Below are 24,248 nucleotides of genomic sequence, written 5' to 3'. Positions count from 1 at the left end.
GGCGCACCTTCGGCCCGTCCGGATTGTCCGGAGCTGTCCGTACCCAAAGTCGTGCGCTCAGACCGTGTAGTGCACTCCGGCCACGGCCACGGCCACGTGCTGGCCGAAGACGCCCTTCGCTTCGGCCATGACGGTGGTCGGGGACGTCCAGACCGGGATGTGGGTCAGCAGCAGCCGCCGGGCACCGGCAGCGACGGCGGCCTCCCCGGCCCGTTTGCCGGTCAGGTGCACGTCCTTGATGCCGTCGTCGCGGCCTTCCTCGAACGCCGCCTCGCAAAGGAACAGGTCGGCGTCGCGGGCCGCGTCCTCCAGCCCGGTGCACGAATCGGTGTCGCCCGAATAACTCAGCACCCGGGTGACGGGGTTGCCGTCCCTGTCCGGTTCGGTGACCTCCACGCGGAGCGCGTAAGCCTCCTCCACCGGATGGTTGACGGCGTACGGGGTGACCGTGAACGGGCCCATCGTCACGGGCTTGCGCTCGGACCAGTTGCTGAAGTCGAATTCCTCATGCATGCCCGGGTCCAGTTCCAGCCCGTAGGCGGTGGCCATCCGGTCGGCGGTGGCGGCGGGCCCACAGACCGGGATCCTGCCCCGCCCCCAGCCGCCGGGCTTCCAGCGCACCGCGACGTGGAGACCGCACAGATCCATGCAGTGGTCCGGGTGCAGGTGGGTGAGGAAGACCCCGTCAATGTCCTCAAGGTCTGTGTAGCGCTGGATGGCGCCGAGCGCGCCGCTGCCGAGGTCCAGGACGATCTTCCAGTTCCGCTCGCCGTCGCTGGCGGTGAGCAGATAGCACGATGCCGGCGAGCCCGGACCCGGAAACGATCCGGTGCAGCCCACGATGGTCAGCTTCACAGCAGTGTTCCCCCGCCCGCGGATCCGCCCACGAAGTTGGAGATCCGGGGGCGGCCCGCGCCGGCCTGCGCGGCGGCTATCATTTCCGGCGTGATCCGGGCCAGGCTGCCCGTGGGGTACTGGGCCGCGACGTGGTCCACGTGGCGGACACTGAGCACCTCGGGTCCGAGGAAGCGCCGGGCGAGGTGCTCGAACTGTGCGGCGTCCCCTGTGGCGATGAAATTGTGGGACGGGGCCGAGGCGTCGGTCCGTTCCAGCCCGCGGGAGGCCAGGGCCCGGTAGACGTCCTTGGCCGTCTCCTCGGCGCTGGAGACGAGGGTGACGTCCTCCCCCAACACGAAAGAGAGGACGCCGGTGAGCAGCGGATAGTGCGTGCAGCCGAGCACCACGGTGTCCACCCCGGCGGCCCGGAGCGGCTCCAGGTATTCGCGGGCGACGGCGAGCAGTTCCGGCCCGGTGGTGATGCCGGCCTCGACGTAGGGCACGAAGGCGGGGCAGGCCGCGGAGGTGATGTGCAGGTCCGGGGCGGCGGCGAAGGTGTCCTCGTAGGCGCGGGAGCCGATGGTGGCCGAGGTGCCGATGACTCCGACGCGGCCGGTGCGGGTGGCGGCGACGGCGCGGCGCACGGCCGGCTGGATGACTTCGATGACGGGGATGCCGTACCGGGCGGTGTAGCGTTCCCGGGCGTCCCGCAGCACGGCGGCGGACGCGGAGTTGCACGCGATGGTCAGCAGCTTCACGCCGGAGTCCACCAGTTCATCCATCACGCCCAGGGCATTGGCCCGGACCTCGGCGATGGGCAGCGGACCGTAGGGGCCGTTGGCCGTGTCGCCGACATAGAGAATGGATTCGTTGGGCAGCTGGTCGATGATGGACCGGGCCACGGTGAGTCCGCCGACGCCGGAATCAAACACACCGATGGGACGCGATCCCATCCGGCTGGCGGTCTGGCTGTCGTTCGGGCTGCTGGCGGTACTGCTCGCTGGGGAGTCCGCAACAGCTCCCGCTGCCGGATCCATGCTCGATGCTGAAGTCATGATTATTCGAGGATAGGGCTTAGCCGGGGGTGCAGCCATCTCATTGTGTCGTCCGACTCATGTCTAATTTGTCACACGCGCCCCCGGGCGCTGCCCTCACACGCAGGGGAGCACCGACGCCAGGTGGATGCAACGACCCTCAAGGTCTGGCGGCCGTCCGGGCCGCTGCCGGGGTTCAGCGCCCCCATGCGGCCCCGAATTCGCCGGAAACCCGCCCGTTCGCCGTATCGTTCCGGCGAATCGATGAGTTTCCGGCGATTTCGGGGCAGATGCGGCCGCCTCACACCCGGGACACAGCAGAGCCGGCAGGCCTTGGGTGGCTATCCCGGCTTACGTCTCCAGGGACTGGAGCATCGCCTGGACCAGGGATTCCTGCAGCCAGGTGGTGAAGTTGTAGACCAGCGCCAGGTAGCTTTCGACGTCCTCGGCCTGGGACCAGTCCTGCATCAGGTGCACGTGCCCGGCGTCCTCGTCGTCGCGGATGTCCAGGCGTTCGGCCAGCACCAGCCGGACGTCGTTGAGCGCCATGGACCAGTGCCGCGCGTCGGAGGGGGTCAGGACCAGTTCGTCCTTGTCCAGTCCGAGGGACGCGGCCTTCAGCGCGCCCATCTTGCTTTCGCGCAGCGACCGCTCGGTGTAGCGGCGGAACTCCAGCGAGGCGGCGTCGTCGTTCTTCGAGACGTTCGGGAGCAGCCGGCGCAGGGCACGGTCCGAGGGTTCGCGGGCCTCGGCGTCGAGACCGACGAGCGCGGCGAGGGGGTCCTGGTTGGCGCGCTCCTCCGGCTCGAGCATGGACACGACGTCGCCGAAGAGGCTGCGCAGCAGTTCCCGTTCGGCCGGTTCCAGATAGCCGGTGATGCCCTTGACGCCGTATTTGAATGCCTTAGCCACGTTTTCCTTTGCCCTTGCCTGATCCCGAACCCGAGCCGCCGCCGGTGGCCTTTTCCACCGTCGCCCAGAGGCCGTAGCCGTGCATCGCAACGGCGTGCTGCTCCACCTGCTCCTTGCTCCCGTGCGCGACGATGGAGCGGCCCTTCTTATGGACTTCGAGCATGAGCTTGTTCGCCTTGGCCTCGGAATAGCCGAAGTAGCTGCGGAACACGTAGCTCACGTAGCTCATCAGGTTCACCGGATCGTTCCAGATCACGAGGTTCCAAGGGATGTCCGGGGCGGAGAGGACATCTGTCGACGTCACTGTTCCGGTCTGGGTGCTCTCCTGGGTGTCAGGGCCGAGCGCAACGCTGAGGGTCATCTGTCCATTCTATGGGGATGCTGGGCCCACGCCGGCGAGGGCCCCGCGGCGAAGCGAAGCGAGACGTGGGAGCCGGTGGGGACTAGAGTGAATTCGTGAGTTCATCAGCTGGCTGGGACCGTCCCCGCACGTCCCTGTACACCGACCATTACGAGCTGACCATGCTGCAGGCAGCGCTGCATTCCGGCGCCGCCCACCGCAAGTCAGTGTTCGAGGCCTTCGCGCGGCGTCTGCCGGACGGGCGCCGCTACGGCATTGTGGGCGGCACTGGCCGGCTGCTGGAGGGCATCGCGGACTTCCGCTTCGGCGACACCGAAATCGATTTCCTCCGCCGCACCAAGGTGGTCAACGAGGAGACCCTGGACTATCTGGCCGGATTCTCCTTCTCCGGCGACATCTGGGGCTACGCGGAGGGCGAAGCGTACTTCCCGAACTCCCCCATCCTGATCGTCGAATCCACCTTCGCCGAGGCCTGCATCCTCGAGACCTACATCCTCTCGATCCTCAACCACGACAGCGCCATCGCCTCCGCGGCCTCGCGCATGATCACCGCGGCCGGCAGCCGCCCCTGCGTGGAGATGGGCTCGCGCCGCACCCAGGAGGAATCCGCCGTCTCCGCGGCCCGCGCGGCCATCATCGCCGGCTTCGACAGCACCTCGAACCTGGAGGCAGGCCTGCGCTACGGGCTCAAGACCGTGGGCACGGCCGCGCACTCCTTCACCCTGCTGCACGACACCGAGCGCGAGGCCTTCGAGGCGCAGATCGCCTCGATGGGCGCCGGCACCGCGCTGCTGGTGGACACCTACGACGTCGAGGCGGCGGTGCGCACCGCCGTCGAACTGGCCGGCGACAAGCTGGGTGCGGTGCGCCTGGACTCCGGGGACCTGGTGGCGCAGGCGCAGTGGGTGCGCCAGCTCCTGGACGACCTGGGCAACGAGCGGACCCGCATCATCGTCACCTCCGACCTCGACGAGTTCGCCATCGCTGCCCTGCAGTCCGCCCCGGTGGACTCCTATGGCGTCGGCACCTCCCTCGTCACCGGCTCCGGCGCCCCGACGGCCAGTATGGTCTACAAGCTGGTCAGCCGGACGGACGACGACGGCGACTTCGTTTCCGTTGCCAAGGCCGCCAAGAACAAGACCAGCAAGGGTGGGCGCAAGTACGCGCTGCGCAAGCTCAACGAGCGCGGCACGGCCACGCAGGAGATCGTCGGGGTCGGACACCGCCCGGAGGACGACGGCAACGACCGGCCGCTGATGCAGCAGTTCGTCAAGAACGGCGGACTCCTACCCGGCTGGACCGGTGCGGAGGGTGTACTCCGCGCAAGCCAGCGCCACGCGGACACCATGAAGGAGCTTCCCGCGGTCGTCAACCGGCTGCAGCGCGGCGAAGCAGCCATCCCCACCATCTACGAGGAGAACTGATGTCCCGCGCCCTGATAATCGTCGACGTCCAGAACGATTTTTGCGAAGGCGGCTCCCTGGCCGTCGAGGGCGGGGCGGCGCTCGCCGCCGCCATCAGCGAGTACGTTGACGCGCACCACGGACAGTTTGACCACGTGGTGGCGACCCAGGACTGGCATATCGATCCGGGCGCGCACTTCTCGGACGACCCGGACTTCGTCGACAGCTGGCCGAGGCACTGCGTGGCCGGAACCCGCGGGGCCGAGCTCCACCCGGACCTGGACACCGAATACATCCAGGCCTACTTCCGCAAGGGCCAGTACACCGCGGCCTACTCGGGCTTTGAAGGGCTGCTCGCGCCGGAGGACGCCGTTCCCTCCGGGGACCGCAAGCCCGGCGCCATGCCGGTCGCCGGCAGTTCTCCCGGCAGCGCGGCCGGGACCGGCGACGCCGAGGCCACGGGCAGCGACTTCGCCGGCAGTGATTTCGCCGCTGGCGAGGATACGATCGGGCTGGACGACTGGCTGCAGAGCCACGACGTCGAGGACGTCGTGGTCGTCGGAATCGCCACCGACCATTGCGTCAAGGCGACCGCGCTGGACGGGGTGCAGGCCGGCTACTCCGTGACCGTGCTGCGCGATCTTACCGTGGGCGTCGCCGAGGATCTCGACGACGCCGTCGCGGAGATGGAACTCGGCGGCGTCGACATCGCCTGAGCGGCTGCCGAGCTGGCGTCATCCCTGACGGGAAAGCCGCGCCGTCGAAGTAGACTCGACATCCCTGCCAGTATCGCCTGACCCGCAAGAACTCCGGAGTACACCATGAAGAAGACCCTGACCGTCCTGATCGTTGCCGGGGCCCTGCTCGGCGCTGCCGGCTGCTCTGCCGCCCCGCAAGACACCACTGCCGAGACCTGCGCACGGATTCAGACCGTCGGCGCGGGTCCGACGTCCGCCGAGGACAAGGCGGGGATGATCCGCCTCGCCAACCGGCTCCGGCCCATCGAGGCCAGCGCGTCCCAGGAACTCCAGGCTCCGCTACACTCGATCATCGAATTCCTGGACGAGTCGGGCAAGGAAACTCCGGACACGTCCAAGCTCCAGGAGTTGCAGGGAAAGTACACCGCTGCCGGCCAGAGCCTCAACGAGCTCTGCGGCGCCGGCGGCCAGTAGCGGCAGGACCTCGCCGGCGGGAAGCCGCCACAGAGCCGCGGCGAAGCCGCATAAGGATCGCATAAGAAGTGGGACCGGGGTCGGACTGAACAGTCCGACCCCGGTCCCACTTCTTATGCGCCGCAGCCGTGGGTGCCCGCAGCTGTGTGCCGGCCACTACGCCGGCAGCTACTTCCGGCCGATAAACCAGTCCTGAAGCTTCCGAAGCCGGGTCTGCAGCTGTTCCTCGTTGGCCTGGGCCACCGCCGGACCGCCGCAGACCGTCCTGAGCTTGGTGTGGATCACGCCGTGCGGGGTTCCCGTGCGGGCGGACCACGCCGCGACGTTCTTCGCCAGCTCGGTGCGCAGGTCCATCAGCATGCGGTGGTCCGGCACGGCCGGGGTCGCAGCAGCCGCCGCAGCCTGCGGGGCGCGCGCGTTCTTGCGGCTGAGCTGATCGTGCTGGCGCTGGCGCAGCAGCGTGCCGACCTGATCGGCGTCGAGCAGGCCGGGAATCCCGAGGAAGTCCAGCTCGTCCTCGGAGCCCACCTCACCGCCGGTGCCGAACTCGCCGCCGTCGAAGAGCACACGGTCAAAGGATGCCTGCGAATCCAGGGCCTCAAACTTGCCCTTCATCAGCGAATCGGAGGCATTCTCCTCTCGGTTCGCCTCGTCCATGAGCGAGTCCTCCGGGTTGAACAGGCCGTCGCCGTCCTCCTTCTCCGGGCGGTCCAGGGCGTGGTCCCGCTCGGCCTCCATGGAGTTCGCCAGCGCCATCAGCTGCGGCACGGAGGGCAGGAAGACCGACGCCGTCTCGCCGCGCTTCCGGGCGCGCACGAAGCGCCCCACGGCCTGGGCGAAGAACAGGGGCGTGGCGATGGACGTGGCGTACACGCCGACGGAGAGCCGCGGCACGTCCACGCCTTCGGAAACCATGCGCACGGCCACCATCCAGCGCTTCTCGCTGGCGGTGAACTCCTCGATCTTGCTGGAGGCTTTGGCGTCGTCGGAGAGGATCACCGTGGGCGACTCGCCCGTGATTTTCTTCAGCTGCCCGGCGTAGGCGCGCGCGTCCTCATGGTCGGTGGCGATGACGAGCCCGCCGGCGTCGGGAACACTCCTGCGCACCTCGCTGAGGCGTTTGTCCGCCCCGGCCAGCACCGCGGGGATCCATGCGCCCGCGGGATTCAGCGCGGTCCGCCAAGCCTGGGAGGTGACGTCCTTGGTGACCGCCGACTCGCCGAGCGAGGCAGCCATCTCCTCGCCGCCGCTGGTGCGCCAGCGCATCTGCCCGGAGTAGGCCATGAACATGACGGGACGGACCACGTGGTCCCGGAGGGCGTTGCCGTAGCCGTAGGTGTAGTCCGCCTTGGACCGCCGGATCCCGTCCCGGTCCTCGGCGTACTCCACGAAAGGGATCGGCGAGGTGTCGGAACGGAACGGCGTACCCGTCAGCGAGAGCCGGCGTGCCGCGGGCTCGAAGGCCTCGCGGAGCCCGTCACCCCACGACAGGGCCTCGCCGCCGTGGTGGATCTCGTCGAGGATGACCAGGGTGCGGGCGGCCTCGGTCTTGGCCCGGTGCAGCATCGGCTTGCTCGCGACCTGCGCGTAGGTGACCGCGACGCCGATGAATCCGCGGCCGTGCTGGCCGTCGGCGTTCTTGAAGTTCGGGTCGATGGCGATGCCCACCTTGGCTGCGGCGTCGGCCCACTGCCGCTTGAGGTGATCCGTGGGCGCCACAATGGTGACGCGGTTGACGATGCTGGCCTCGATCAGCATGGAGGCGACCCGGAGCGCAAAGGTGGTTTTGCCGGCGCCGGGCGTGGCGACCGCCAGGAAGTCTTTGGGATGGGTGCTGAAGTAGCTGTCCAGGGCTTCCTGCTGCCAGGCGCGGAGCTTCGGCGCGGTGCCCCAGGCTGCCCGCTCGGGATACGCGGGCGGGAGCACCGGTCCGCCAAAGAGTGTCTCTGTCACTTAGGTCCCCTCCATTCCGCGCCCTGCCGCCGCTGCCGGGGAAACCCAAGTAAGCACAAAAAAACACCAATCTTTTCGGATGAACCGTAAGCAATCACCGGCCAGCAATCACCGGCCAGTACCGACCCGCATCATGGACCGGGCATCATTCACCGGGAGAACAGGGGTCCCCGGCGCACCGCGGCGCACCTGAGGCCGGGCGCGGTGACCCGCGAAGCCCTGGCGTCGCCGCCTTGTGTGGCGGCGCTACTTGTCGCCGGAGCCCTTGCCGCCGTCGCCGCCCGGCCGGAGGCCCTCATAGACCTCTTTGCATTCCGGGCAGACGGGGAACTTCTTCGGATCGCGGCCCGGAGTCCAGACCTTGCCGCACAGGGCGATAACAGGATCGCCGGACAGCGCCGATTCCATGATCCTTTCCTTGCGGACATAGTGCGAGAAGCGTTCCCGGTCACCGGGTTCCACTTCCTGGCGCAGTTCCTCGCGCTCGATGGTGGCCGTCGACGTCCCGGCTCCGGAGAGCTCGCGCATCGGGTCGTTTTCGAGAGGATCGGTCATGCTGTTCATGAGATCCATCTTAGCGGCTGGATCGGACGGCGGTGCGACGGACGGGCGTCGGCCTGGCCGCTTCACCGCGAAAAAAGGTGAGCTACAGGCCCTGCCACGACGGCTTGTTCTCGTAGCTGTGCCGGTAGTAGTCGGCGAGCCGCAGCGACGACGCCGCCGCCTCGTCGAGCAGGACCGTGGCGTGCGGGTGCAGTTGCAGCACGGAAGCCGGACAGATGGCGGCGACCGGTCCCTCCACGAGGTCACGGACTGCCTGGGCCTTCTGCGCGCCGGTGGCGATAAGGATCACATGCCGGGCCTCCAGGATGGTTCCGAGCCCCTGCGTGACGACGTGGTGCGGGACCTTGGACAGGCTCCCGAAGAACCGTGCGTTGTCCCGGCGTGTCTGCTCGATCAGGGTCTTGATCCGGGTCCGCGAGGCGAGGGAGGAACCGGGCTCGTTGAAGCCGATGTGTCCGTCGGTGCCGACGCCCAGCAGCTGCAGGTCCACTCCCCCGGCCCCGCGCAGGGCGTCCTCGAAGGACCGGCAGGCGGCCGGGATGTCCGCCGCCGAGCCGTCCGGCCCAGTGACGTTCGCCGGGTCGATGTTCACGCGCTCGGTGAATTCACCCCTGATCACCTCACGGTAGGACTCAGGGTGCCCGGGCGTTAGCCCCACGTACTCGTCGAGGGCGAAGCCGCGCACCCGGCCAAAATCCAGGCCGTCCCGTTCGTGCCGCAGCGCCAGTTCGTTGTAGACCGGAAGCGGCGACGAGCCGGTGGCCAGGCCCAGGACGGCGTCGGGCCTGCGCCGGAGCAGCGCCTCGACCGCATCCGCCGCGAGGGCGGCAATCGGCTTGCTGCCGGAGAGAATGACGACTTCCATGGCCCTGCCTTTGCCCTTGCCGTGCCCGTTGCCGGATGTGCCCTAGGGGCAGGGTATCCCAGTCCCGGCCACCGCGCGCGGGTCAGCGGTTGACGGCCAGCTGGGCCAGCAGTTCCGGCCCCCGCGCGTCGAGCCATTTACCGCCCAGCCGGACCCCGGCGGCGAACAACGCGAGCCCCAGGACCGGGCCGAGGACCAGGTTGATCCAGCCGGGGACAGCGCTGCCGGTGACGAACTGTGCCACGAGCAGCGCCGTTTCCGGGACCACAAGCAGAAGGAGTACCCCCATGCCGCCGAACTGCACCGCCAGGGTCTGCGCCACATTGCCGGGCGGCTTCTTGAAGGGACTGTCCCCGGGCAGCGGCACCGCGGCGGTGTAGCGCGCGGATACCACCGAGGACAGGCCCAGCCCGCTGAACAGCACCCCGAGGGACAGCCCGAGAACCCCGGGCAACAGCTGCCAGTCCGCGCCGAGCAGGAACGGCAGTGCGCTGAGCGCCAGCACCACCGGCAGGGCAAAGACCAGGCACGCCACGGCACGGCCCAGCCGGTCCTGGACCCCGCTTATTCCCGTGGAGAGGTGCAGCGCGAAGGCGGTGTTGTCGTAGGAGACATCCGTTGAGATCGACCAGGCCAGCAGGAACGCGGTGAGCGGACCGACGAAGAGGAGCATGCCGTAGGAGCCCGTCTGGGTGGCCTGGAACAGGAACAGCACGGGCAGCAGCGGCACGACGACGAGGGAGCCCGAGTACCGCGGATCCCGGAGCCAGTAACTCAGGCACCGTGCCGCGACCGCGCCCGTCGGCGTCGCGGGGAACAGCCCGAAGAAGCCCAGCCCGCCGGCTCGTTTCCTGAATGTGCCGGCATAGGGCGGCGTCACGAGCGCCCGCTGCAGCAGGGCCTTCCAGCACAGCGCGAGCCCGGCCAGCGTGGCAAGCGCGATCAGGAACTTGATCGCCGCGGCGCCGTAGCTTCCCGCGGCCATCTCGCCGCCGAGGGACCACGCGGCACCGGCCGGGGTCCAGGACAGCGTCCGGGCCAGCCCGGTCAGGAAGTCCCCGGAGCCTGCAATCCCCTCGGCGACACCCGCCACGATCGGTCCCATCAGGACCAGCGGAATCAGGAAGATCACGGCGCTGGCATCCTTGAAGCGGCGGGAACTCGCCAGCCCAGCGGTGGCGGTGGTGACCACTTTGGACAGCACAATGCAGCTCAGCACCCCGAGGAACGCCCCGACCAGGGCGCCCGCCACGCCGGGGAGGCTCCAGGACCAGGTCCCGACGGTGCCCAGCGCCACCAGGGTGGTCGCCGTCCCCGGAATCCCGATCAGCCCGCCCAGGGCCAGCCCGGTCAGCAGCTGCGGCATCGGCACGGCGAAGGTTGTGAACCGGGCCGGGTCCAGGGTCAGGTCGGCGGCGGAGGCAGCGACCGGGACGACGGCCCAGCCCAGCAGCGCCGCGGCACCGCCCAGCACGACGACGGTCTGCGCCACGCCGGCGTCCGCCCCGCGCAGGAACAGCAGCCCCGTGATGCCGAGCCCCACGAGCCCCAGCGCGTACAGGGTGCCGATGCCAAGGCCCACCAGCTGCCACGGGCTGCGTCGGACGCTGTTGCGCAGCAGGGTCAGCTTGAGCCTTAGAAGGTGCGCAACCATTCCAGCCCCTCCGTGTGGTTGCGGCCGCCGACCAGCTGCACGAATCGGTCCTCGAGCGTCGCTCCCGCGCGGACGGCGTCCACCGTCCCGGCGGCAAGGACCCGCCCGGCGGCGACGACGGCGACGTGGTCGCACATCCGCTGGACCAGGTCCATGACGTGGCTGGAGACAATGACGGTGCCGCCGGAGGCCACATAGCGGTCGAGGATGTCGCGGATGTTGGCGGCTGAGACGGGGTCCACGGACTCGAACGGCTCGTCCAGGACCAGCAGCCGGGGCGCGTGGATCAGCGCCGACGCGAGGGCGATCTTCTTGGTCATGCCGGCGGAGTAGTCCACCACCAGCGTTCCGGCATCCGGGCCCAGGTCCAGGGCGGCGAGCAGCTCCCTGACGCGTGTGGCCACGACGCCCTTGTCCATGCCGCGCAGCAGGCCGGCGTAGCTGACCAGTTGCTCGCCGGTCAGCCGGTCAAAGAGCCGTACGCCGTCGGGGAGGATGCCCATCAGCTTCTTGGCCTCCAGGGGCCGCTTCCAGACATCCACGCCGTGCACGAACGCCGTGCCGAACTCGGGCCGCAGCAGTCCGGTGGCCATCGACAGCGTGGTGGTCTTGCCTGCACCGTTCGGGCCGACGATCCCGTAGAAGGAACCCGCCGGAACGTCCAGGCTGATGCCGTCGACGGCGATCTTGTCGCCGAAGCGCTTGGCGAGCCCGCGCAGTGACAGGGCGGGAACAGCCTGGCCCGCCTGGTTTTCGGGGGCAGGCGGATGCGGTAGCTCGAGAGTCATGTCGTTAGACTAACCGCCCGGGTGCGCGGACGGGATCGTCCGCAAGGCGTACCCCTGCAGGCGGACCACGTCCTCCACCGGAACGCCCGTCAGAAGGAGTGGCGGGGAATGGCCCGTTCGTACTGCGGCGGCCATACCACGTCCTGGCCCAGTTCGAACGCGGCCCGCAGCCACCAGTGCGGATCACGGAGGGCGGCGCGGGCGATGAAGACACCGTCAGCCTGGCCGGTGGCGACGGCGTGCTCCGCCTGGCCGGCCGAGGTCAGCAGCCCGACGGTGCCGGTCTTGACCCCGGTTTCACGCCGGATCCGGGCGGCAAAGCCGGTCTGGTAGCCAGGTCCCACCGGGATCTTCTGGTAGGCAACGGCGCCGCCGCTGGAAACGTCCACGAGGTCCACACCGTGGTCCGCGGCCGCCCTGGCCATCCGCACGGAGGCCTCGATGTCGATGCCGCCCTCGGCCCAGTCGGAGGCCGAGATCCGGAGCAGCAAAGGCATGGAGTCAGGAATGACATTGCGCACGGCATCGACCACGGCGAGGGTCAGCCGGTTCCGGCCGGTCTCGTCACCGCCCCAGCGGTCGGTGCGGTCGTTGACGAGCGGGCTCTGGAACTGGTGCAGGAGGTAGCCGTGGGCGCCGTGGATTTCGATCGTGTCGAAGCCGGCTCCGACGGCCCGGGCCGCGGCGGCCGCGAAGTCGGCGATGACGCCGTCGATCTGCGCTTCCGTCATCGCCGAGGGGGCCTCGTAGCCGTCAAAGGCCCCCGCACCGGGTCCCACGGTGGGCCAGCCGCCGTCGCCGACGGGCACGGTGCCCTGCCTGCCGGAAAAGGGCCAGTAGGAGGAGGCCTTCCGGCCGGCGTGCGCCAGTTGGGTGCCGATCTTGGTCTCCGCCGTGCCGTGGCGGTGCACGAAGGAGGTGATCCGTTCCCATGCGGCCGCCTGGTCGTCGTTGTAAAGCCCGGCGTCCCGGGGGCTGATCCGTCCCGCGGCGTTCACGGCGGCTGCCTCCGTGAGGATCAAGGCTGCCCCGCCGGCGGCGAAGGAACCCAGATGCATCAGATGCCAGTCGTTGGGCACGCCTTCCCCGGTTTCCGGCTCGCAGCTGTACTGGCACATGGGAGATACCCAGCCGCGGTGCTGCAGGTGCAGGGAGCGCAGTTCCAGTGGCGTGAAGAGGGCGGAGCCCACTAGAAGAGCACCCGGGCAAGGTTCTGGCGCGCCTTCGCCACCCGGTCGTCCCCGGTGCCGACGACGTCGAACAGTTCCAGCAGCCGGACCCGAGCCGTTTCCCTCTCCGGGCCGAAGTTCCTGCCGATGAACGCGACGATCCGGCCGAGGCCGTCCTCCACGTGTCCGCCGGCGATGTCCAGGTCGGCCACGCTGAGCTGGGCCTCCAGGTTGTCCGGTTCGGTGGCGGCCTGCTGGCGCAGCGCCTCGGTGTCCGCGGCGGCGAGCGGCTGGAGCCGGCCCATCAGTTCCACCTGCGCGAGCCCGGCCTTGGCCTCGGAATCGGCGGGCATTTCGAGAAGGGCCTGGCGGTAGGCGTCGGCGGCCGCAGCGTAGTCCCCGGCCTCGATGGCGTCGAACGCCTTCTGATGCAGGGGCGGCAGCGGCGGAGCCTCGGGCTCGGCAGCGCCGGGTTCGCCCGTGCCGACTTGTCCGGCCACGCCGTTGGCGGCCGCGACCTTGAGCAGTTCATCCAGCAGGCTGCGGACCTGCGGTTCCTCGGCGCCGCCCTGGAACAGGGGTATCGGCTGGCCGTTGACGAGGGCCACGGCGGTGGGAACGGCCTGCACCTGGAAGGCCTGGGCGAGTTGCGGGAACACTTCGACGTCGGCGGCGCCGAGGACCAGCCGGCCCCCGTAGCTGTCCACGATCCGTTCGAGGACGTCGACCACGTCGGCGGAGCCGGGCGAGTAGGCCGCCCACAGCGCCACGACGACCGGGACCTGGGCTGAGAGCTCCACGAGTTCCTGGAAATTGGCTTCGGTGATGTCAACCCGGAGCGGCCGGCGGGGGTGCTCCGCGTCGCCGTTGCCCGCGGCAGGCGCGCCGGGCATCCCCGGCGCGCCTGCGGCCCCTGGCGCGCCCGGCGGCGCCGCAGGGCGCTGTTTAAGGGAGGACAGGTCGACCGCGCCCCGCAGACTGAGCGGGTTGGCGGCGGCTGGCGGGACCGGGCGGGATGCTGGCGAAGTCATGGATCCACTCTAGCCATATCGGCCCGGTCAGGTGCCACCGGATGGGGCCCGGGCAGCAGAAAAGACCCGGCCTGCTGGCCGGGTCTTTGCTGTTGGCACCGGTTCTGCCGGAGCTGCTGGTGACTTCTGCAGCTGCTGCGGCTGGACCTACTTGAAGCTGGCCCCAACGAGGCCGCGGGTGGCGGCCACGAGCTTCATCGGGTCCTGGGACCCGGCCGGCGGGATGTAGACGGCCACAGACTCGGCGAATTTGAGCACCATGCCGGTGCTGGTCTCCTTGGCTCCGGCCAGGGCCGCCGCGTCGTCGCCGATCGTCAGCTTGTCGCCGGCGGCCTTGGGGGTGCCATCGAACGCGAAGTCCAGGCGGCCCATGGCCAGGGCCCCGCCGTCGGCGGTCCGGAACACAACAACGCTCTCCGGGACCATCTTGTGGGTGAAGGAGAAGGTGCCGTTGACACCCGAGCTCACCACATCGGCCTGGTAGGCCAGCGTGTCGGCAATGTACGGGGAGGACGCGCCCTCGGCGAGTTTGTCCTTGAACGCGGAGTCGGCCGAGTTCAGCCGGTCACCCAGCCCGCCCAGCGCTTCCTCGCCGCTGTAGAGCAGACCGGTCTTGTCGGCGGGTGCCAGCGTCTCGGTGCCGCCGCGGGCGATCCCCGGGAAGGTCGTTCCCGGCTGCAGCGGTGTGGTGAGGACCAGCTTGTAGTTCTCGCGCGGGGAGGCCTGGGTCAGGGTAAGCAGCTGCGGAACGACGTTGCCGTCGCCCTGGGTGACCGCCATGACCGTGCGCGGCCAGGTGCGCTGCTCGGTGACCACCGTGGTGAGGAGCTTGGTGGCGCGGACCGGCATCCGGGGCTCGTACGAGCCGACCTGCGAGCGGATCTTGTAGTTCTGCGTGCGGACCTCGAGTTCGGGTCCGGCCACGCGCGGCTCCAGCTTGCTGGCGTCCTTGGCCGCATCCCCGGCGTCGACCGCGCTGGCAACCTGTTCCAGGATGCGGCGGAACTGGGCGTCAACCACGACCGGAGACGCCGGAGCCTGCTCCGCTGCGGCAGAGGAAGTGGCCGGTGACGGGGCCGGCGTCTGGCTGGCCTGCGCCGCCACGCCGCTGCCGGCGACGGCGGTGGCTGTCAGCACGGCCACCACCGTTCCGGAACGACGCAGGCGCTGAGTAACGGTGACCGGTGCGGCGGTGAGCTGCTGGGAGGCGTTTTTCGGCGCGGCGTTTTTCGGCGCGGCGTTCTGCGGGGTTGCGGGCTTCGGCGCGGCGCCTTCGGAGCCCTGGGGAGCAGTGCGCTTGGAACCGGTGGCCGGCTCGCCGCCGCCGCTGCCGCTGTTGCCGGGGCCGGTGTTGTCGGTGTCGCTGTTGCCGGGGCGGGTGCCGGTTTTGGGCTTGAGCACCAGCAGCGCGGCGCCGGCCAGGATCAGCAGGCCGCCGATCACCATCAGGGGAATGGCCCACGGGGTGGACGTGTCGTTCGGGAAAGTCATGGTGATGGACGCGGGGGCCGGCTTGGTGCCGTCCGTCGCGAGCAGCAGCGCCCAGTCGCCGTCGGCCGGCGGGGTCCAGTTGTACTTCAGCTCGCCGCTGGCGTTCTCCGTGCTGACCCAGAGGTCCGATCCGGCCGGCGAGGGCGCAGTGGCCTCCCCGTCAGCATGGGTCAACTGCAGCGCCTTGCCGTCTTCGGAGACACCGGAGACGGTGTTGTGCGCGGCGGCGCCAACCCAGGCATCGACGTCGTCAGGGCGGCCGGCGGCCAGCATGAAGCTGCCCTCGCCCTTGACGTTGATCGTCACTGTGCCGTTGTGCAGCGTGCGGAGCTTCTCGTCAAAAACGGTCAGCGGTGCGGCGGTGGCACCTGAGGGCGCGGTCGCCGTGACGGTCTCCGGCGGTGCCCAGAATGTTTTCTGGCCGATTCCGGCCAGAAGTGTCAGGAGGCCCAGCAGCACTAGTGCAACTGCAGTCTTGAAACGCAAAATATTACCTATCATCAGCGGACACGTAGCTTCAATAGTAACCGTTTTGTTACCACAGAGTCAGATCGGGCGGTTTGTCAACCCCCTCCGGGGTCCCCGCGGGAGCCCAAAACAGCGCCCTAACAAGCCTGCTGATAGTGTTTGCGGTGATCATCACACTGGGGCCACCGCAGCGCCTCCGCCAGGGATATACAGAGAATAAAGGGCTTCCAACGCAGTGACTGGACACACGGACTCGTCCCCCTCAGGACCGGAAGAAACCAAAGAATCCGGCAGCACGGTGCTAAGTCCGCAGGAGCCGGTTTCCCCCCGCCGCGTGGCCCTGGCCGGGGTCCTGAACTCGATGGCCCACCGCCTGCGCCAGCCCCTGCCGGGAGCCCAGCCGCGGCTCCGCTTCGAGATGCCCCCGGAGCAGGAGGCCGACGAGACGACGCCCGAGACCGGCGCCCGCTTCGGCGATCCCGGTCCGCGGATGTCCGCCCAGCACCCCCTCTACGTCGGGTTCATGGGCACAGTCGGTGTCGGTGTGGCCCTGCTCGTCTACTGGATCGGCTCCAACACCACCCAGCTGATCCTCTGGATCGTCGCGGCGCTCTTCATCGCCCTGGGCCTGGACCCTGTGGTGCGATGGCTCGAGCGGAAGAAGATCCCCCGTGCCGCGGGTATTGTGATCTCAGTTTCCACCCTGGCCCTGGGCGTCGCGGCCTTCTTTGCCACGCTGATCCCCACGATCGTCCAGCAGGTCACCCAGATCGTCGAGGAGGCGCCGCGGTGGATCACCGAATTCGTCAACTCCGACTTTTTCCGCAGCATCGACAACCAGTACGGGGTGCGTGAGCGCATCACCCAGGAGCTGGAGAAGTTCGTCAACGACCCGGAGGCGATGGGCGGGATCTTCGGCGGTGTCGTCGGCTTCGGCTCCACAGTGGCCAACGGGCTCTTCGGCGCCCTGATCGTGCTGGTGCTGAGCCTCTACTTCCTCGCCGCCCTGCCGGCCATGAAGAAATGGGGCTACCGGCTGGCCCCGCGGTCCCGGCGGTCCCGGGTCGAGGCCCTGTCCGAGGAAATCACCGGGTCGGTGGGCAACTACGTGATCGGCCAGGCTGTCGTCGCCCTCGTCAACGCAACCTTCGCGTTCATTGTGATGACGATCATCGGCGTTCCGTTCGCCGTCCTGCTGGCCTTCGTGGTGGCCCTGCTGGCGTTCATTCCGCTGGTGGGCGGCCTGATTGCCGGTGTCATTGTCACGCTGATCGCCCTCACGGCGGGCTGGCAGACCGCCGTGGCCTACGCCGTCTGCTACTTCGCCTACCTGCAGTTCGAGGCCTACTTCATCTCCCCGCGCATCATGCAGAAGGCCGTCGCGGTGCCCGGCGCCGTTGCCGTCATCTCGGTGATTGCCGGCGGCAGCCTGCTCGGCGTCCTGGGCGCGCTGATCGCCATCCCCACCGCGGCCGCCATCATGCTCCTGATCAAGGAGATCTTCATCGTCCGCCAGGACAAGCACTGACACTTTCCGCTACGGAAAAGGACAGCCGCTGCGTGGATCCACGCAGCGGCTGTCCTATTCCCTAGCAGAAAGGCGCTCAGGCGTGCGGGGTGGCCACCGGACCGGCCCATTCCTGCGGCAGTTCAGTCCCGGCACCGCCTTGGCCCGGGAGCACTTCGTCAACGATTTCATTGAGCACCCGGGCGGCGTACTTCTCCCCCACCCACAGGTGCTTGGCGCCGTCCACGCCCACGACGCGGGCCTGCGGCACCGCCCCGAAGCGCTCCGTGGCCTCGGCCGGCTGGAGGTAATCGTCAAGCTCGGGAACCAGGACCTTGAGCGGTTTGCCGGAGGCTGCCCATTCCTTCAGGTGCACCTCCGTGGCGCGGTGCAGCGGGGGCGAGAGCAGGATGGCACCTTCCACCTCGGAGGCCACCGGTTCCGACGCCCCGTACATCAGCGCGAGCTCGGTCCCGAAGGACCAGCCCACGAGCCAGCGGTTCGGCAGGCCGCGGTCGACGGCGAACTTCACGGCCGCCTCGACGTCGAGGCGTTCACCGATGCCCTCCTCGAACGCTCCGTCGGATGTTCCCCGCGGTGATCCGGTGCCGCGGGTGTTGAACCGGAGCACGGCGATTCCGGCGAGGGCGGGCAGCCGGTAGGAGGCTTTCCGGTAGACGTGCGAGTCCATGAAGCCGCCGTGGGTGGGCAGCGGATGGAGCGTGATCAGGGTGGCCGTCACCTCGCCGGACTCCGGGAGCGCCAGCTCCCCGACGAGCCGGTGTCCGTCGCTCGTGCGGAGCTCCACGTTCTCCCGGCGGGCCGGGAGAACGGTGGAGGCGCGGATCGCGGTCGGTGCGGAAGGCTGGCTGAAGACGTACGACGCCGGGTCAAAACTCATGCGTCCAGCTTAGCGAAAGCGGCCGGCAAAGCAGTCCGTGGCGGCACTCAGCGGTACCGGTAGCTGCGTGAGGTCCAGCAGTTCGTATGCCAGTGCCGCCGCTCCGCGAGGCCCGCGGCGGCCCCGAACAGATGGGACTCGGACCACACGACGAGATGCGCCACGCCGGGCAGCACGGCGGTCGAACAGCCCGGACAGATGTAGGTCTTTTCGGCACGGCCGGGGGTCACGGGCCGGACCGACCACTCGCCGTCCGGAGCACTCTCCCGCCGCGCAATGCCCGAGCGCGCGCGTTCCAGGTCCAGTTCCGGCACGGGCCCGCCCTTTACTCCGGGCTTGGCGGCTTTGCCCGGGCCGGCTCGTCCTGACACGGCTCGGCGGGGGCGGTTGGAACGGGGCATGGTTCCATTCTGCCCCAATCCGGGTGCCCGTTGCCCCTGCAGACGGTAGTGTTGACCGGGTGCGTTTAGTCATAGCCCGTTGCTCCGTTGATTATGTCGGCCGGCTCAAAGCCCATCTCCCGCTCGCCACCCGGCTCCTGCTGGTCAAGGCCGACGGTTCCGTTTTGGTCCACTCGGACGGCGGATCCTACAAGCCGCTGAACTGGATGAGTCCCCCGGCGTCCCTGCGGGTTTCCACCCCGGACGAGGTCGACGTCGAAACCGGCGTGGTCGAACAGTGGACCGTCCAGTCGGCCAAAACCGACGACCGCCTGATCATCAACATCCATGAGCAGCTGCATGACACCTCCCATGAGCTGGGCCAGGACCCCGGGCTGATCAAGGACGGTGTGGAGGCGGACCTGCAGCGGCTGCTGGCCGACCAGATCGAACTCCTCGGCACCGGGTTCTCCCTCATCCGCCGCGAGTACTTCACCGCCATCGGCCCGGTGGATATTCTGGCCAGGGACGCCAAGGGCGCCACGGTGGCCATCGAGCTGAAGCGGCGCGGTGACATCGACGGCGTCGAACAGCTCACGCGCTACCTCGAACTGCTCAACCGGGACCCCCTGCTGGCACCGGTCCGCGGGATCTTCGCCGCCCAGCAGATCAAACCACAGGCCAAGGTCCTGGCAAACGACCGCGGCATCGACTGCATCACCCTCGACTACGACGCCATGCGCGGCGTGGACGACGTCGAGTCCCGGCTCTTCTAGAGCCCCACTGCGCCGGCCCTCGATCCCGGGTTATGAGCCCATTGCCAGTGCCAGCTGTGCCCTGAGCGGGGCAAGGTGAACGGGCCCGGACGTGTCCACCGGGATTGTCGGGCCGAGTGACAGGAGACCTGCCTGTGCCGTCCAGTCGGCCCAGGCCGTTGCCGCCGCCGCCCCCATCGAATGAATCCTGTGCCGCCGCCGCGACTCATAGCGGCCCCGGCCCAACGCCGGGTCGATCTCGCACCAAATCTCCACTACAGCCGGGCTTCCCGATTGGGCGATGCCTTTGGCCACGTAATCGAGGTCTCGTGGCCGGTAGCCGCCAGTGCCGCGCCCAGTTGCCGGCTCAATGTGGTCTTCCCTGCCCCCGGGAGACCATTTACCAGAATAGGGGATTCAGCCATAGTCCATTGTGGCCTCAGAGCAGGAACGCTGCCGGGAAGTGGTGGTCCAACACGGGTGAAAAGGCCGGCGGCATTCCGCGGTGGAATAATTCGTCGATACTTTGTACAAATTTTATGAAATTGTGCGCCGGGCCCGTTGACCTGACGCAAATGACATGAAATTCTAAGACCAGTCTTTGTGTAGGTGTTTTTTCATGCTCGCAAGACATGTTGCGAGCTTGAAGCTCCTGCCGCCGAAGTCCGGTTTATCCGGTCCCATAGCCAAGGTTCTTCTCGCGGAGTGACCAAGTCCGGGACGAAGTGTGCCTGACTTATCCAAAATCCATAATGAGGAGATATACATGGCACAGGGAACCGTCAAGTGGTTCAACGCTGAAAAGGGCTTCGGCTTCATCACCCCGGATGACTCCGATGGCGATGTCTTCGTTCACTACTCTGAGATCCAGACCGGTGGATTCAAGACCCTCGACGAGAACGCTCGCGTTCAGTTCGAAATCGGCCAGGGCGCCAAGGGCCCCCAGGCTACCGGCGTAACGCTGGTCTAGTACCCCGCGGCGGGAGTGCCACCGGCACTCCCCGCGCAGAAATGGTCCCCGGCCTCCGAGCCGGGGACCATTTTATGCCTCAGCGCACGAGGGTCCTCAGCAGCCGGGCACTGTGCCGCACGGACAACCCGGGCAGATAGGCCCGGCTCAGTGCCCTGCCCATGGCGGGCAGCTGCAGCGGGTCCTGGTAATAGAGGTACAGCGTCCGGTAGGCGGGTTTGAACCGGGACTTGAAAGTGGCCAGGGAACGGAAGCCGTACACGGGCTCCAGAGCCTTCCCGACGACGTCGAGGATTCTGGCCAGCGCCTCGGGCCCGGCCTCACCGCGGGGAGCACCCGGGACCGTGTCCGCTTCCTTGGCCAGCGGGGACCCGGACAACGAAATGACCTCCACCGAGCTCCGGAGCTCCTGGACCGCCGAGGCGATCAGGAATTCCATCACGCCGGGGAAGGCATCGCCGCGCCGGCGCATAAAGTCCAGCGTCCAGCTCACCAGGCGGCCCTCGGTATAGACCGGCAGCCAACTGGTGACGCCCTGGATCTGCCCCTCGGCGTCCACCGCGAGGCAGCAGAGCACCTCCGGGTCCTCAAGCTCATCGATGCCACCAAGCGTGAAGCCCATCTCCGGGACGGACTTCTGGGCGGCCCACTCCTCCGAAACCTCGCTCAGCTGGGCGCGCACCGCCGGCGCGAAGTCGGCGTAGCGGCCCCACACCGCGCGCACCCCGGTCTTCTTGGCCCGGTTCAGGGCGGTCCGGACGTTCTGCCAGTCCTTGCCCTTGAACTCAAGCGAGCGCACGGCCAGCCGGGTCTCCTGCGCCACGGCCACCCGCCGGAAGCCGCGGCCCTCCAGCATCGGCCACAGTTCGTCGGTGCAGGAGTAGAAGCAGGGAATGAGGGCATGCTCGGCGCAGTACCGGATGAAGCCCGCAGCGGTCTCCTCGTGGAACGCTGCCGGGCCGAAGGGTCCCGCCAGCGTCAGCGCGACGTTGCCATGCTGCTGATAGGCCACTCCCCCGCGGCTGTCCGGCGCGAACCAGTACTTGTTGGGCGCCCACAGCGCCATCCAGGACAGCGAGTCGCCGCCCTGGCGGATCAGGCTGCGGGCAACGTCGCGGTCGCCGGCCCCTGCGTCGCTGAGGTGCAGCCGGCGCTGCAGGACCAGCCACACGGCGCCCAGGGCGACCGCCCAGAAGATGATGCCGGAGGCGGCGAAGAGGAAGGCCTCGACGGCGCCGCGGCCCTGGAAGATGCGGCTGTAGATGCCGGGGATGGGCAGCGGCAGGTACTGGCGGGAGAGCTCGGCAGCCAGGCCCAGCAGGCCGCCGTCGCGGTCCATGCCGCCGGCGGCCAGCCAGACTCCGGTATAGCAGGACGCCAGCACGAGCCAGGTGCCGCCGACTACCGCGGTGAGGGCCCGGCGGGCCCGGGGACTTGTCTCGACGCGGAACTGGCGGCGGTTCGCCGCGAGCAGGACAACGAGCACGAGCGGAACCACCACCAGGGGCAGCACGTGCACGAACCCGGACCCCATCACGCCGGTGTGCGGCCGGTTGGCGTACTGCGGGATCCTGGCGAACAGGGACAGGTAGACGGCGGCCAGGGCCGTCACGGCGAGCTGGAGCGTGACCGCGATCCGCAGGGCGAGCCGGCGGCCGTGCCGCATGCCGTCGGCGCAGATGAGCAGCAGCACCACGGGCACCACCGCCAGCGCGAGGCCCAGCGGCCCGGCGAACCCGGCGCGGCCGGCCTCCAGGCAGGTGGCGTCGATGGTGCCGCCGCAATTCTGCTCCAGCTGGTTCAGCGTGGGCAGCGGGTTGAGCACAACGTCCCGCAGCAGCGCCAGCGGTCCGGTGGGGGTCCGGACCGTGGCAGTCAGGATGGGTCCGACGGCGAAGATCGCCACGGTGAGGGCGAGCAGGTTGCGGGTTTCACGCCCGGTGGAGCGGTGCCGGTGCAGGGTGCCCTTGTCGCCCTGGATCCACCATCCGGCTGCCAGCCCCGCCAGCGCCCCGGCGAACCCGACGACCGTCTCGGCATGCCCCACGTACAGCACGAGCATCAGCGAGACGGACACGACGGCGGTGCGCAGCCGCCGCTGCCACAGCGTGGGCAGCAGCCCGCTGGACGCCAGCGACACCGCCAGGACGGCCGCGTACGGGCCCATCAGCCGCGCGTCCACCATCCGGCTGAGCCAGCCGTCGTCGGGATAGCGGGCGAGTTGTGTCACCAGCAGGAACAGCGTCACCGCGGCGAACTGGGCGGCGAAATAGAACACGGCCGTGCGCCGCGTCCCGAGCAGCCGCTCCGCGATGCCCAGCAGCAGCAGGATCATCAGCGCGGCCGCGGCGTAGGCCAACAGGTTGGTGGCAAAGAACATCGAACTGAACAGCGACCACCAGTTCCCGGCCTTCAACTCCGGGGCACTGACGGACGCCACGTCCAGCAGCGATTCCGGCGGCCCGGAGAGGAAGCTTCCCGTGGCCGCGCCGGTGATCAGGAAGACCGCGAGGACGGCGAGGGTGAACGGTATGGCGCGCAGATGGCCCAGCGACTCCCGCACGCCCGCGCGGCCCAGGCCCTGGAGGGAGGCGGCGCCGGTCCCCCGCTGCCCTGCCGCTGCTTCGGGTCTCACTGCCGGATGCCCCAGCGGGACGCCAGGAAGTCCAGTCCGGCGGGCAGCCCCGCGGACCCGGTCTCCCAGGAGTGCCCAGCACCGGGGACCAGGCGCGCGTCGACGGTGAACCCGGCGGCGCGTGCGGCGGCGGACAGAACCTCCAGATAGCCGACGAATTCGGGGTCCCGCTCGCCTGCGGCAAAGTAGATGGCGTGACCTTCAAAGCGGTGCTCCCGCATCAGCCGCAGCGGTGTCTGGCGGTCGAAGGCCTCGGTGTCGCCGCCGAAGGAGGCTGCAACGGTCTTCTCCCGCTCCTTGGCGAGGGCGGGTTCCTGTTCGCTGGAAAAGGCCAGGGCGGAGCTGTAGACGTCCGGATGGCGGGTCACCATCTGCAGGGCGCAGGTCGCGCCGAAGGAGAATCCCCCGGCCGCCCATTGCTTGGGGTTCGGATCCACATCCAGCGTCCGGTTGATCCAGGCCGGCACGTCCTCGGCGAGGAACGTGTCGGCCCGGGCGATCAAGCTGTCCATGCAGAGCGTGTTGCCCGCGGCGGAACCGTTCGGGTCCACGACGACGACCACCGGAGCCACCCCCTGGTGCGCGGCTGCGTACCGGTCCATCCGGCTGCGCAGTGCCCCGCCGGTGAGCCAGTCCGCCGGGGCGCCGGGCTGGCCGGCGAAGAGGACCAGGACGGGAAGCGCCGGACGGGGCTTGGCCTGGTAGGCCGGCGGCAGATAGACGTAGGCTTCACGGCTGGCAAAGCCTGAGGCGGCGCCGGGGATTCCGGCCCGCCGCAGCACGCCGCGCTCGGGCAGGTCCGCCGGCGGGTTCCACCCGGACAGGCCGACAGCGGCGGAGGGACCGGGGGCGCGTTTCAGCCCGTCTTCCAGTGGCTGGATCCGGGCGAGGGCGGTGCCGGTCAGGTCACTCACCGTGTGGTTGAGGCCGAAGTAGCCGTTGATCTGGACGGCGGAGAGCAGGACGACGCCGAACAGGGCGGCGGTGGAGACCGCCGTCGTCCGGGCCGGACGCCGCCGGCCGTTGCGGCCGGGCGCCCGGGCGGCGCCCGTGGACCGCCAGGTGTCCCACAGGCGCACCAGCCAGAGCAGCAGTGCCGCGACGGCGGGAAGGGACCAGGCCAGGACCTCGGGCGGGAGTTCCCCGGGGAAGACGGAAAAAACGTAGATCAGCGCCCAGTGCGCGCCGGCCAGCAGCGCGGCGGCGGCCAGGATCGCGGCGGCGGGGGGAAGCAGGAATGCCAGCCGGCGGGGGCCGGCCTTACTTCCGGCCGCAGCCCGGGCGGCAGGACGTCCGCCCAGCAACAGCAGGTAGACCAGGCCCGCAGCACCCGCGGTCCAGGCGAACCAGAGCACCGGCCCGTCGACGACACGGAGGTCTTCGATGAAGTCCACCGGG

General features: G+C 69.1%; 22 protein-coding genes. 6 read left to right on the top strand and 16 right to left on the bottom strand.

What is annotated here, in order from left to right; genetic code table 11:
* Positions 1-57: 57 nt before the first annotated feature.
* From QK291_RS12925 to clpS, 4 genes are all read right to left on the bottom strand, one after another.
* Positions 58-855: an MBL fold metallo-hydrolase gene (locus tag QK291_RS12925; RefSeq protein WP_282382481.1), complete on the bottom strand. Its 798-nt coding sequence runs from the start codon at positions 853-855 to the stop codon at positions 58-60.
* Positions 852-1,931, bottom strand: coding sequence for a glutamate racemase (gene murI, locus QK291_RS12920; protein WP_282382479.1), 1,080 nt, complete (start codon positions 1,929-1,931; stop codon positions 852-854). The genes QK291_RS12925 and murI overlap by 4 nt, the downstream gene beginning before the upstream one ends.
* A 291-nt stretch (positions 1,932-2,222) precedes the next feature.
* Positions 2,223-2,783, bottom strand: a complete 561-nt coding sequence (locus QK291_RS12915; RefSeq protein WP_282382478.1) for a DUF2017 domain-containing protein — start codon at positions 2,781-2,783, stop codon at positions 2,223-2,225.
* Positions 2,776-3,144, bottom strand: a complete 369-nt coding sequence (clpS, locus tag QK291_RS12910; protein ID WP_282382477.1) for an ATP-dependent Clp protease adapter ClpS — start codon at positions 3,142-3,144, stop codon at positions 2,776-2,778. Before clpS ends, QK291_RS12915 begins: the two co-directional genes overlap by 8 nt.
* A gap of 95 nt (positions 3,145-3,239) precedes the next feature.
* On the opposite strand from clpS, the gene QK291_RS12905 reads away from it, so the two are divergent.
* The 3 genes from QK291_RS12905 to QK291_RS12895 all read left to right on the top strand — a co-directional run bounded on the left by QK291_RS12905 (position 3,240) and on the right by QK291_RS12895 (position 5,719).
* Positions 3,240-4,568: a nicotinate phosphoribosyltransferase gene (locus QK291_RS12905; protein WP_282382476.1), complete on the top strand. Its 1,329-nt coding sequence runs from the start codon at positions 3,240-3,242 to the stop codon at positions 4,566-4,568.
* Positions 4,568-5,263 (top strand): isochorismatase family protein, encoded by a 696-nt coding sequence (locus tag QK291_RS12900; RefSeq protein ID WP_282382475.1) that lies wholly within the window; start codon positions 4,568-4,570, stop codon positions 5,261-5,263. Before QK291_RS12905 ends, QK291_RS12900 begins: the two co-directional genes overlap by 1 nt.
* Before the next feature lie 105 nt (positions 5,264-5,368).
* Entirely contained in the window at positions 5,369-5,719 is a 351-nt protein-coding gene (locus tag QK291_RS12895; protein WP_282382474.1) for a hypothetical protein, read from the top strand.
* Between the two features lie 168 nt (positions 5,720-5,887).
* Here QK291_RS12895 and QK291_RS12890 read toward each other — a convergent pair whose 3' ends face one another.
* The 8 genes from QK291_RS12890 to QK291_RS12855 form a co-directional block, all read right to left on the bottom strand.
* Positions 5,888-7,672, bottom strand: a complete 1,785-nt coding sequence (locus tag QK291_RS12890; RefSeq protein WP_282382472.1) for a DEAD/DEAH box helicase — start codon at positions 7,670-7,672, stop codon at positions 5,888-5,890.
* A gap of 246 nt (positions 7,673-7,918) precedes the next feature.
* On the bottom strand, positions 7,919-8,245 hold the full coding sequence (locus tag QK291_RS12885) for a DUF3039 domain-containing protein (RefSeq protein WP_282382470.1): 327 nt from the start codon (positions 8,243-8,245) through the stop codon (positions 7,919-7,921).
* A 73-nt stretch (positions 8,246-8,318) separates the two neighbouring features.
* A complete protein-coding gene (gene nagB, locus QK291_RS12880; RefSeq protein WP_282382468.1) occupies positions 8,319-9,101 on the bottom strand; it encodes a glucosamine-6-phosphate deaminase in 783 nt (260 codons plus the stop codon).
* 82 nt (positions 9,102-9,183) lie between these two features.
* A complete protein-coding gene (locus QK291_RS12875; protein WP_282382467.1) occupies positions 9,184-10,755 on the bottom strand; it encodes a transporter in 1,572 nt (523 codons plus the stop codon).
* Positions 10,737-11,543 carry an ABC transporter ATP-binding protein gene (locus QK291_RS12870; RefSeq protein WP_282382466.1) on the bottom strand — a complete coding sequence of 269 codons (807 nt, stop codon included), beginning with the start codon at positions 11,541-11,543 and terminating at the stop codon, positions 10,737-10,739. The genes QK291_RS12875 and QK291_RS12870 overlap by 19 nt, the downstream gene beginning before the upstream one ends.
* Before the next feature lie 89 nt (positions 11,544-11,632).
* Positions 11,633-12,733 carry an NADH:flavin oxidoreductase/NADH oxidase gene (locus QK291_RS12865; protein ID WP_282382465.1) on the bottom strand — a complete coding sequence of 367 codons (1,101 nt, stop codon included), beginning with the start codon at positions 12,731-12,733 and terminating at the stop codon, positions 11,633-11,635.
* On the bottom strand, positions 12,733-13,743 hold the full coding sequence (locus tag QK291_RS12860) for a tetratricopeptide repeat protein (protein WP_282382464.1): 1,011 nt from the start codon (positions 13,741-13,743) through the stop codon (positions 12,733-12,735). Before QK291_RS12860 ends, QK291_RS12865 begins: the two co-directional genes overlap by 1 nt.
* 147 nt (positions 13,744-13,890) lie before the next feature.
* Positions 13,891-15,735 carry a hypothetical protein gene (locus tag QK291_RS12855; RefSeq protein WP_282382463.1) on the bottom strand — a complete coding sequence of 615 codons (1,845 nt, stop codon included), beginning with the start codon at positions 15,733-15,735 and terminating at the stop codon, positions 13,891-13,893.
* A 328-nt stretch (positions 15,736-16,063) separates the two neighbouring features.
* Here QK291_RS12855 and QK291_RS12850 point away from each other — a divergent pair, with 328 nt between their 5' ends.
* The gene (locus tag QK291_RS12850; protein WP_282382577.1) at positions 16,064-17,230 is read left to right on the top strand and encodes an AI-2E family transporter; all 1,167 of its coding nucleotides are present in this window, start codon (positions 16,064-16,066) and stop codon (positions 17,228-17,230) included.
* A 76-nt stretch (positions 17,231-17,306) separates the two neighbouring features.
* Here the strand turns inward: QK291_RS12850 and QK291_RS12845 are convergent, their stop codons facing one another.
* Positions 17,307-18,110, bottom strand: coding sequence for an alpha/beta fold hydrolase (locus tag QK291_RS12845; protein WP_282382462.1), 804 nt, complete (start codon positions 18,108-18,110; stop codon positions 17,307-17,309).
* A 47-nt stretch (positions 18,111-18,157) separates the two neighbouring features.
* Positions 18,158-18,511, bottom strand: coding sequence for an ATP/GTP-binding protein (locus tag QK291_RS12840; protein WP_282382460.1), 354 nt, complete (start codon positions 18,509-18,511; stop codon positions 18,158-18,160).
* 59 nt (positions 18,512-18,570) lie between these two features.
* On the opposite strand from QK291_RS12840, the gene nucS reads away from it, so the two are divergent.
* Together nucS and QK291_RS12830 are read left to right on the top strand one after the other, a co-directional pair.
* The gene (gene nucS, locus QK291_RS12835; protein ID WP_282382458.1) at positions 18,571-19,266 is read left to right on the top strand and encodes an endonuclease NucS; all 696 of its coding nucleotides are present in this window, start codon (positions 18,571-18,573) and stop codon (positions 19,264-19,266) included.
* Positions 19,267-20,011: 745 nt separating this feature from the next.
* Entirely contained in the window at positions 20,012-20,215 is a 204-nt protein-coding gene (locus QK291_RS12830) for a cold-shock protein (RefSeq protein WP_024365900.1), read from the top strand.
* Between the two features lie 79 nt (positions 20,216-20,294).
* Here the strand turns inward: QK291_RS12830 and QK291_RS12825 are convergent, their stop codons facing one another.
* Positions 20,295-22,850: a DUF2156 domain-containing protein gene (locus QK291_RS12825; protein WP_282382454.1), complete on the bottom strand. Its 2,556-nt coding sequence runs from the start codon at positions 22,848-22,850 to the stop codon at positions 20,295-20,297.
* On the bottom strand, positions 22,847-24,244 hold the full coding sequence (locus QK291_RS12820) for an alpha/beta hydrolase-fold protein (RefSeq protein ID WP_282382452.1): 1,398 nt from the start codon (positions 24,242-24,244) through the stop codon (positions 22,847-22,849). Before QK291_RS12820 ends, QK291_RS12825 begins: the two co-directional genes overlap by 4 nt.
* Positions 24,245-24,248: the final 4 nt, after the last annotated feature.

Source organism: Arthrobacter sp. AL12, from assembly GCF_029960645.1.
In the GTDB taxonomy this organism is placed as follows: domain Bacteria; phylum Actinomycetota; class Actinomycetes; order Actinomycetales; family Micrococcaceae; genus Arthrobacter.
This window is presented reverse-complemented; position numbering and strand designations above follow the sequence as displayed.

Bases quoted from the DNA above. Each gene is read 5' to 3' on its own strand.
- murI (WP_282382479.1), bottom strand. From the start codon at position 1,931: ATGGCTGCACCCCCGGCTAAGCCCTATCCTCGAATAATCATGACTTCA.
- clpS (WP_282382477.1), bottom strand. From the start codon at position 3,144: ATGACCCTCAGCGTTGCGCTCGGCCCTGACACCCAGGAGAGCACCCAG.
- QK291_RS12900 (WP_282382475.1), top strand. From the start codon at position 4,568: ATGTCCCGCGCCCTGATAATCGTCGACGTCCAGAACGATTTTTGCGAA.
- QK291_RS12895 (WP_282382474.1), top strand. From the start codon at position 5,369: ATGAAGAAGACCCTGACCGTCCTGATCGTTGCCGGGGCCCTGCTCGGC.
- QK291_RS12885 (WP_282382470.1), bottom strand. From the start codon at position 8,245: ATGGATCTCATGAACAGCATGACCGATCCTCTCGAAAACGACCCGATG.
- nagB (WP_282382468.1), bottom strand. From the start codon at position 9,101: ATGGAAGTCGTCATTCTCTCCGGCAGCAAGCCGATTGCCGCCCTCGCG.
- QK291_RS12875 (WP_282382467.1), bottom strand. From the start codon at position 10,755: ATGGTTGCGCACCTTCTAAGGCTCAAGCTGACCCTGCTGCGCAACAGC.
- QK291_RS12870 (WP_282382466.1), bottom strand. From the start codon at position 11,543: ATGACTCTCGAGCTACCGCATCCGCCTGCCCCCGAAAACCAGGCGGGC.
- QK291_RS12860 (WP_282382464.1), bottom strand. From the start codon at position 13,743: ATGACTTCGCCAGCATCCCGCCCGGTCCCGCCAGCCGCCGCCAACCCG.
- QK291_RS12855 (WP_282382463.1), bottom strand. From the start codon at position 15,735: ATGATAGGTAATATTTTGCGTTTCAAGACTGCAGTTGCACTAGTGCTG.
- QK291_RS12850 (WP_282382577.1), top strand. From the start codon at position 16,064: ATGGCCCACCGCCTGCGCCAGCCCCTGCCGGGAGCCCAGCCGCGGCTC.
- QK291_RS12845 (WP_282382462.1), bottom strand. From the start codon at position 18,110: ATGAGTTTTGACCCGGCGTCGTACGTCTTCAGCCAGCCTTCCGCACCG.
- QK291_RS12840 (WP_282382460.1), bottom strand. From the start codon at position 18,511: ATGCCCCGTTCCAACCGCCCCCGCCGAGCCGTGTCAGGACGAGCCGGC.
- QK291_RS12830 (WP_024365900.1), top strand. From the start codon at position 20,012: ATGGCACAGGGAACCGTCAAGTGGTTCAACGCTGAAAAGGGCTTCGGC.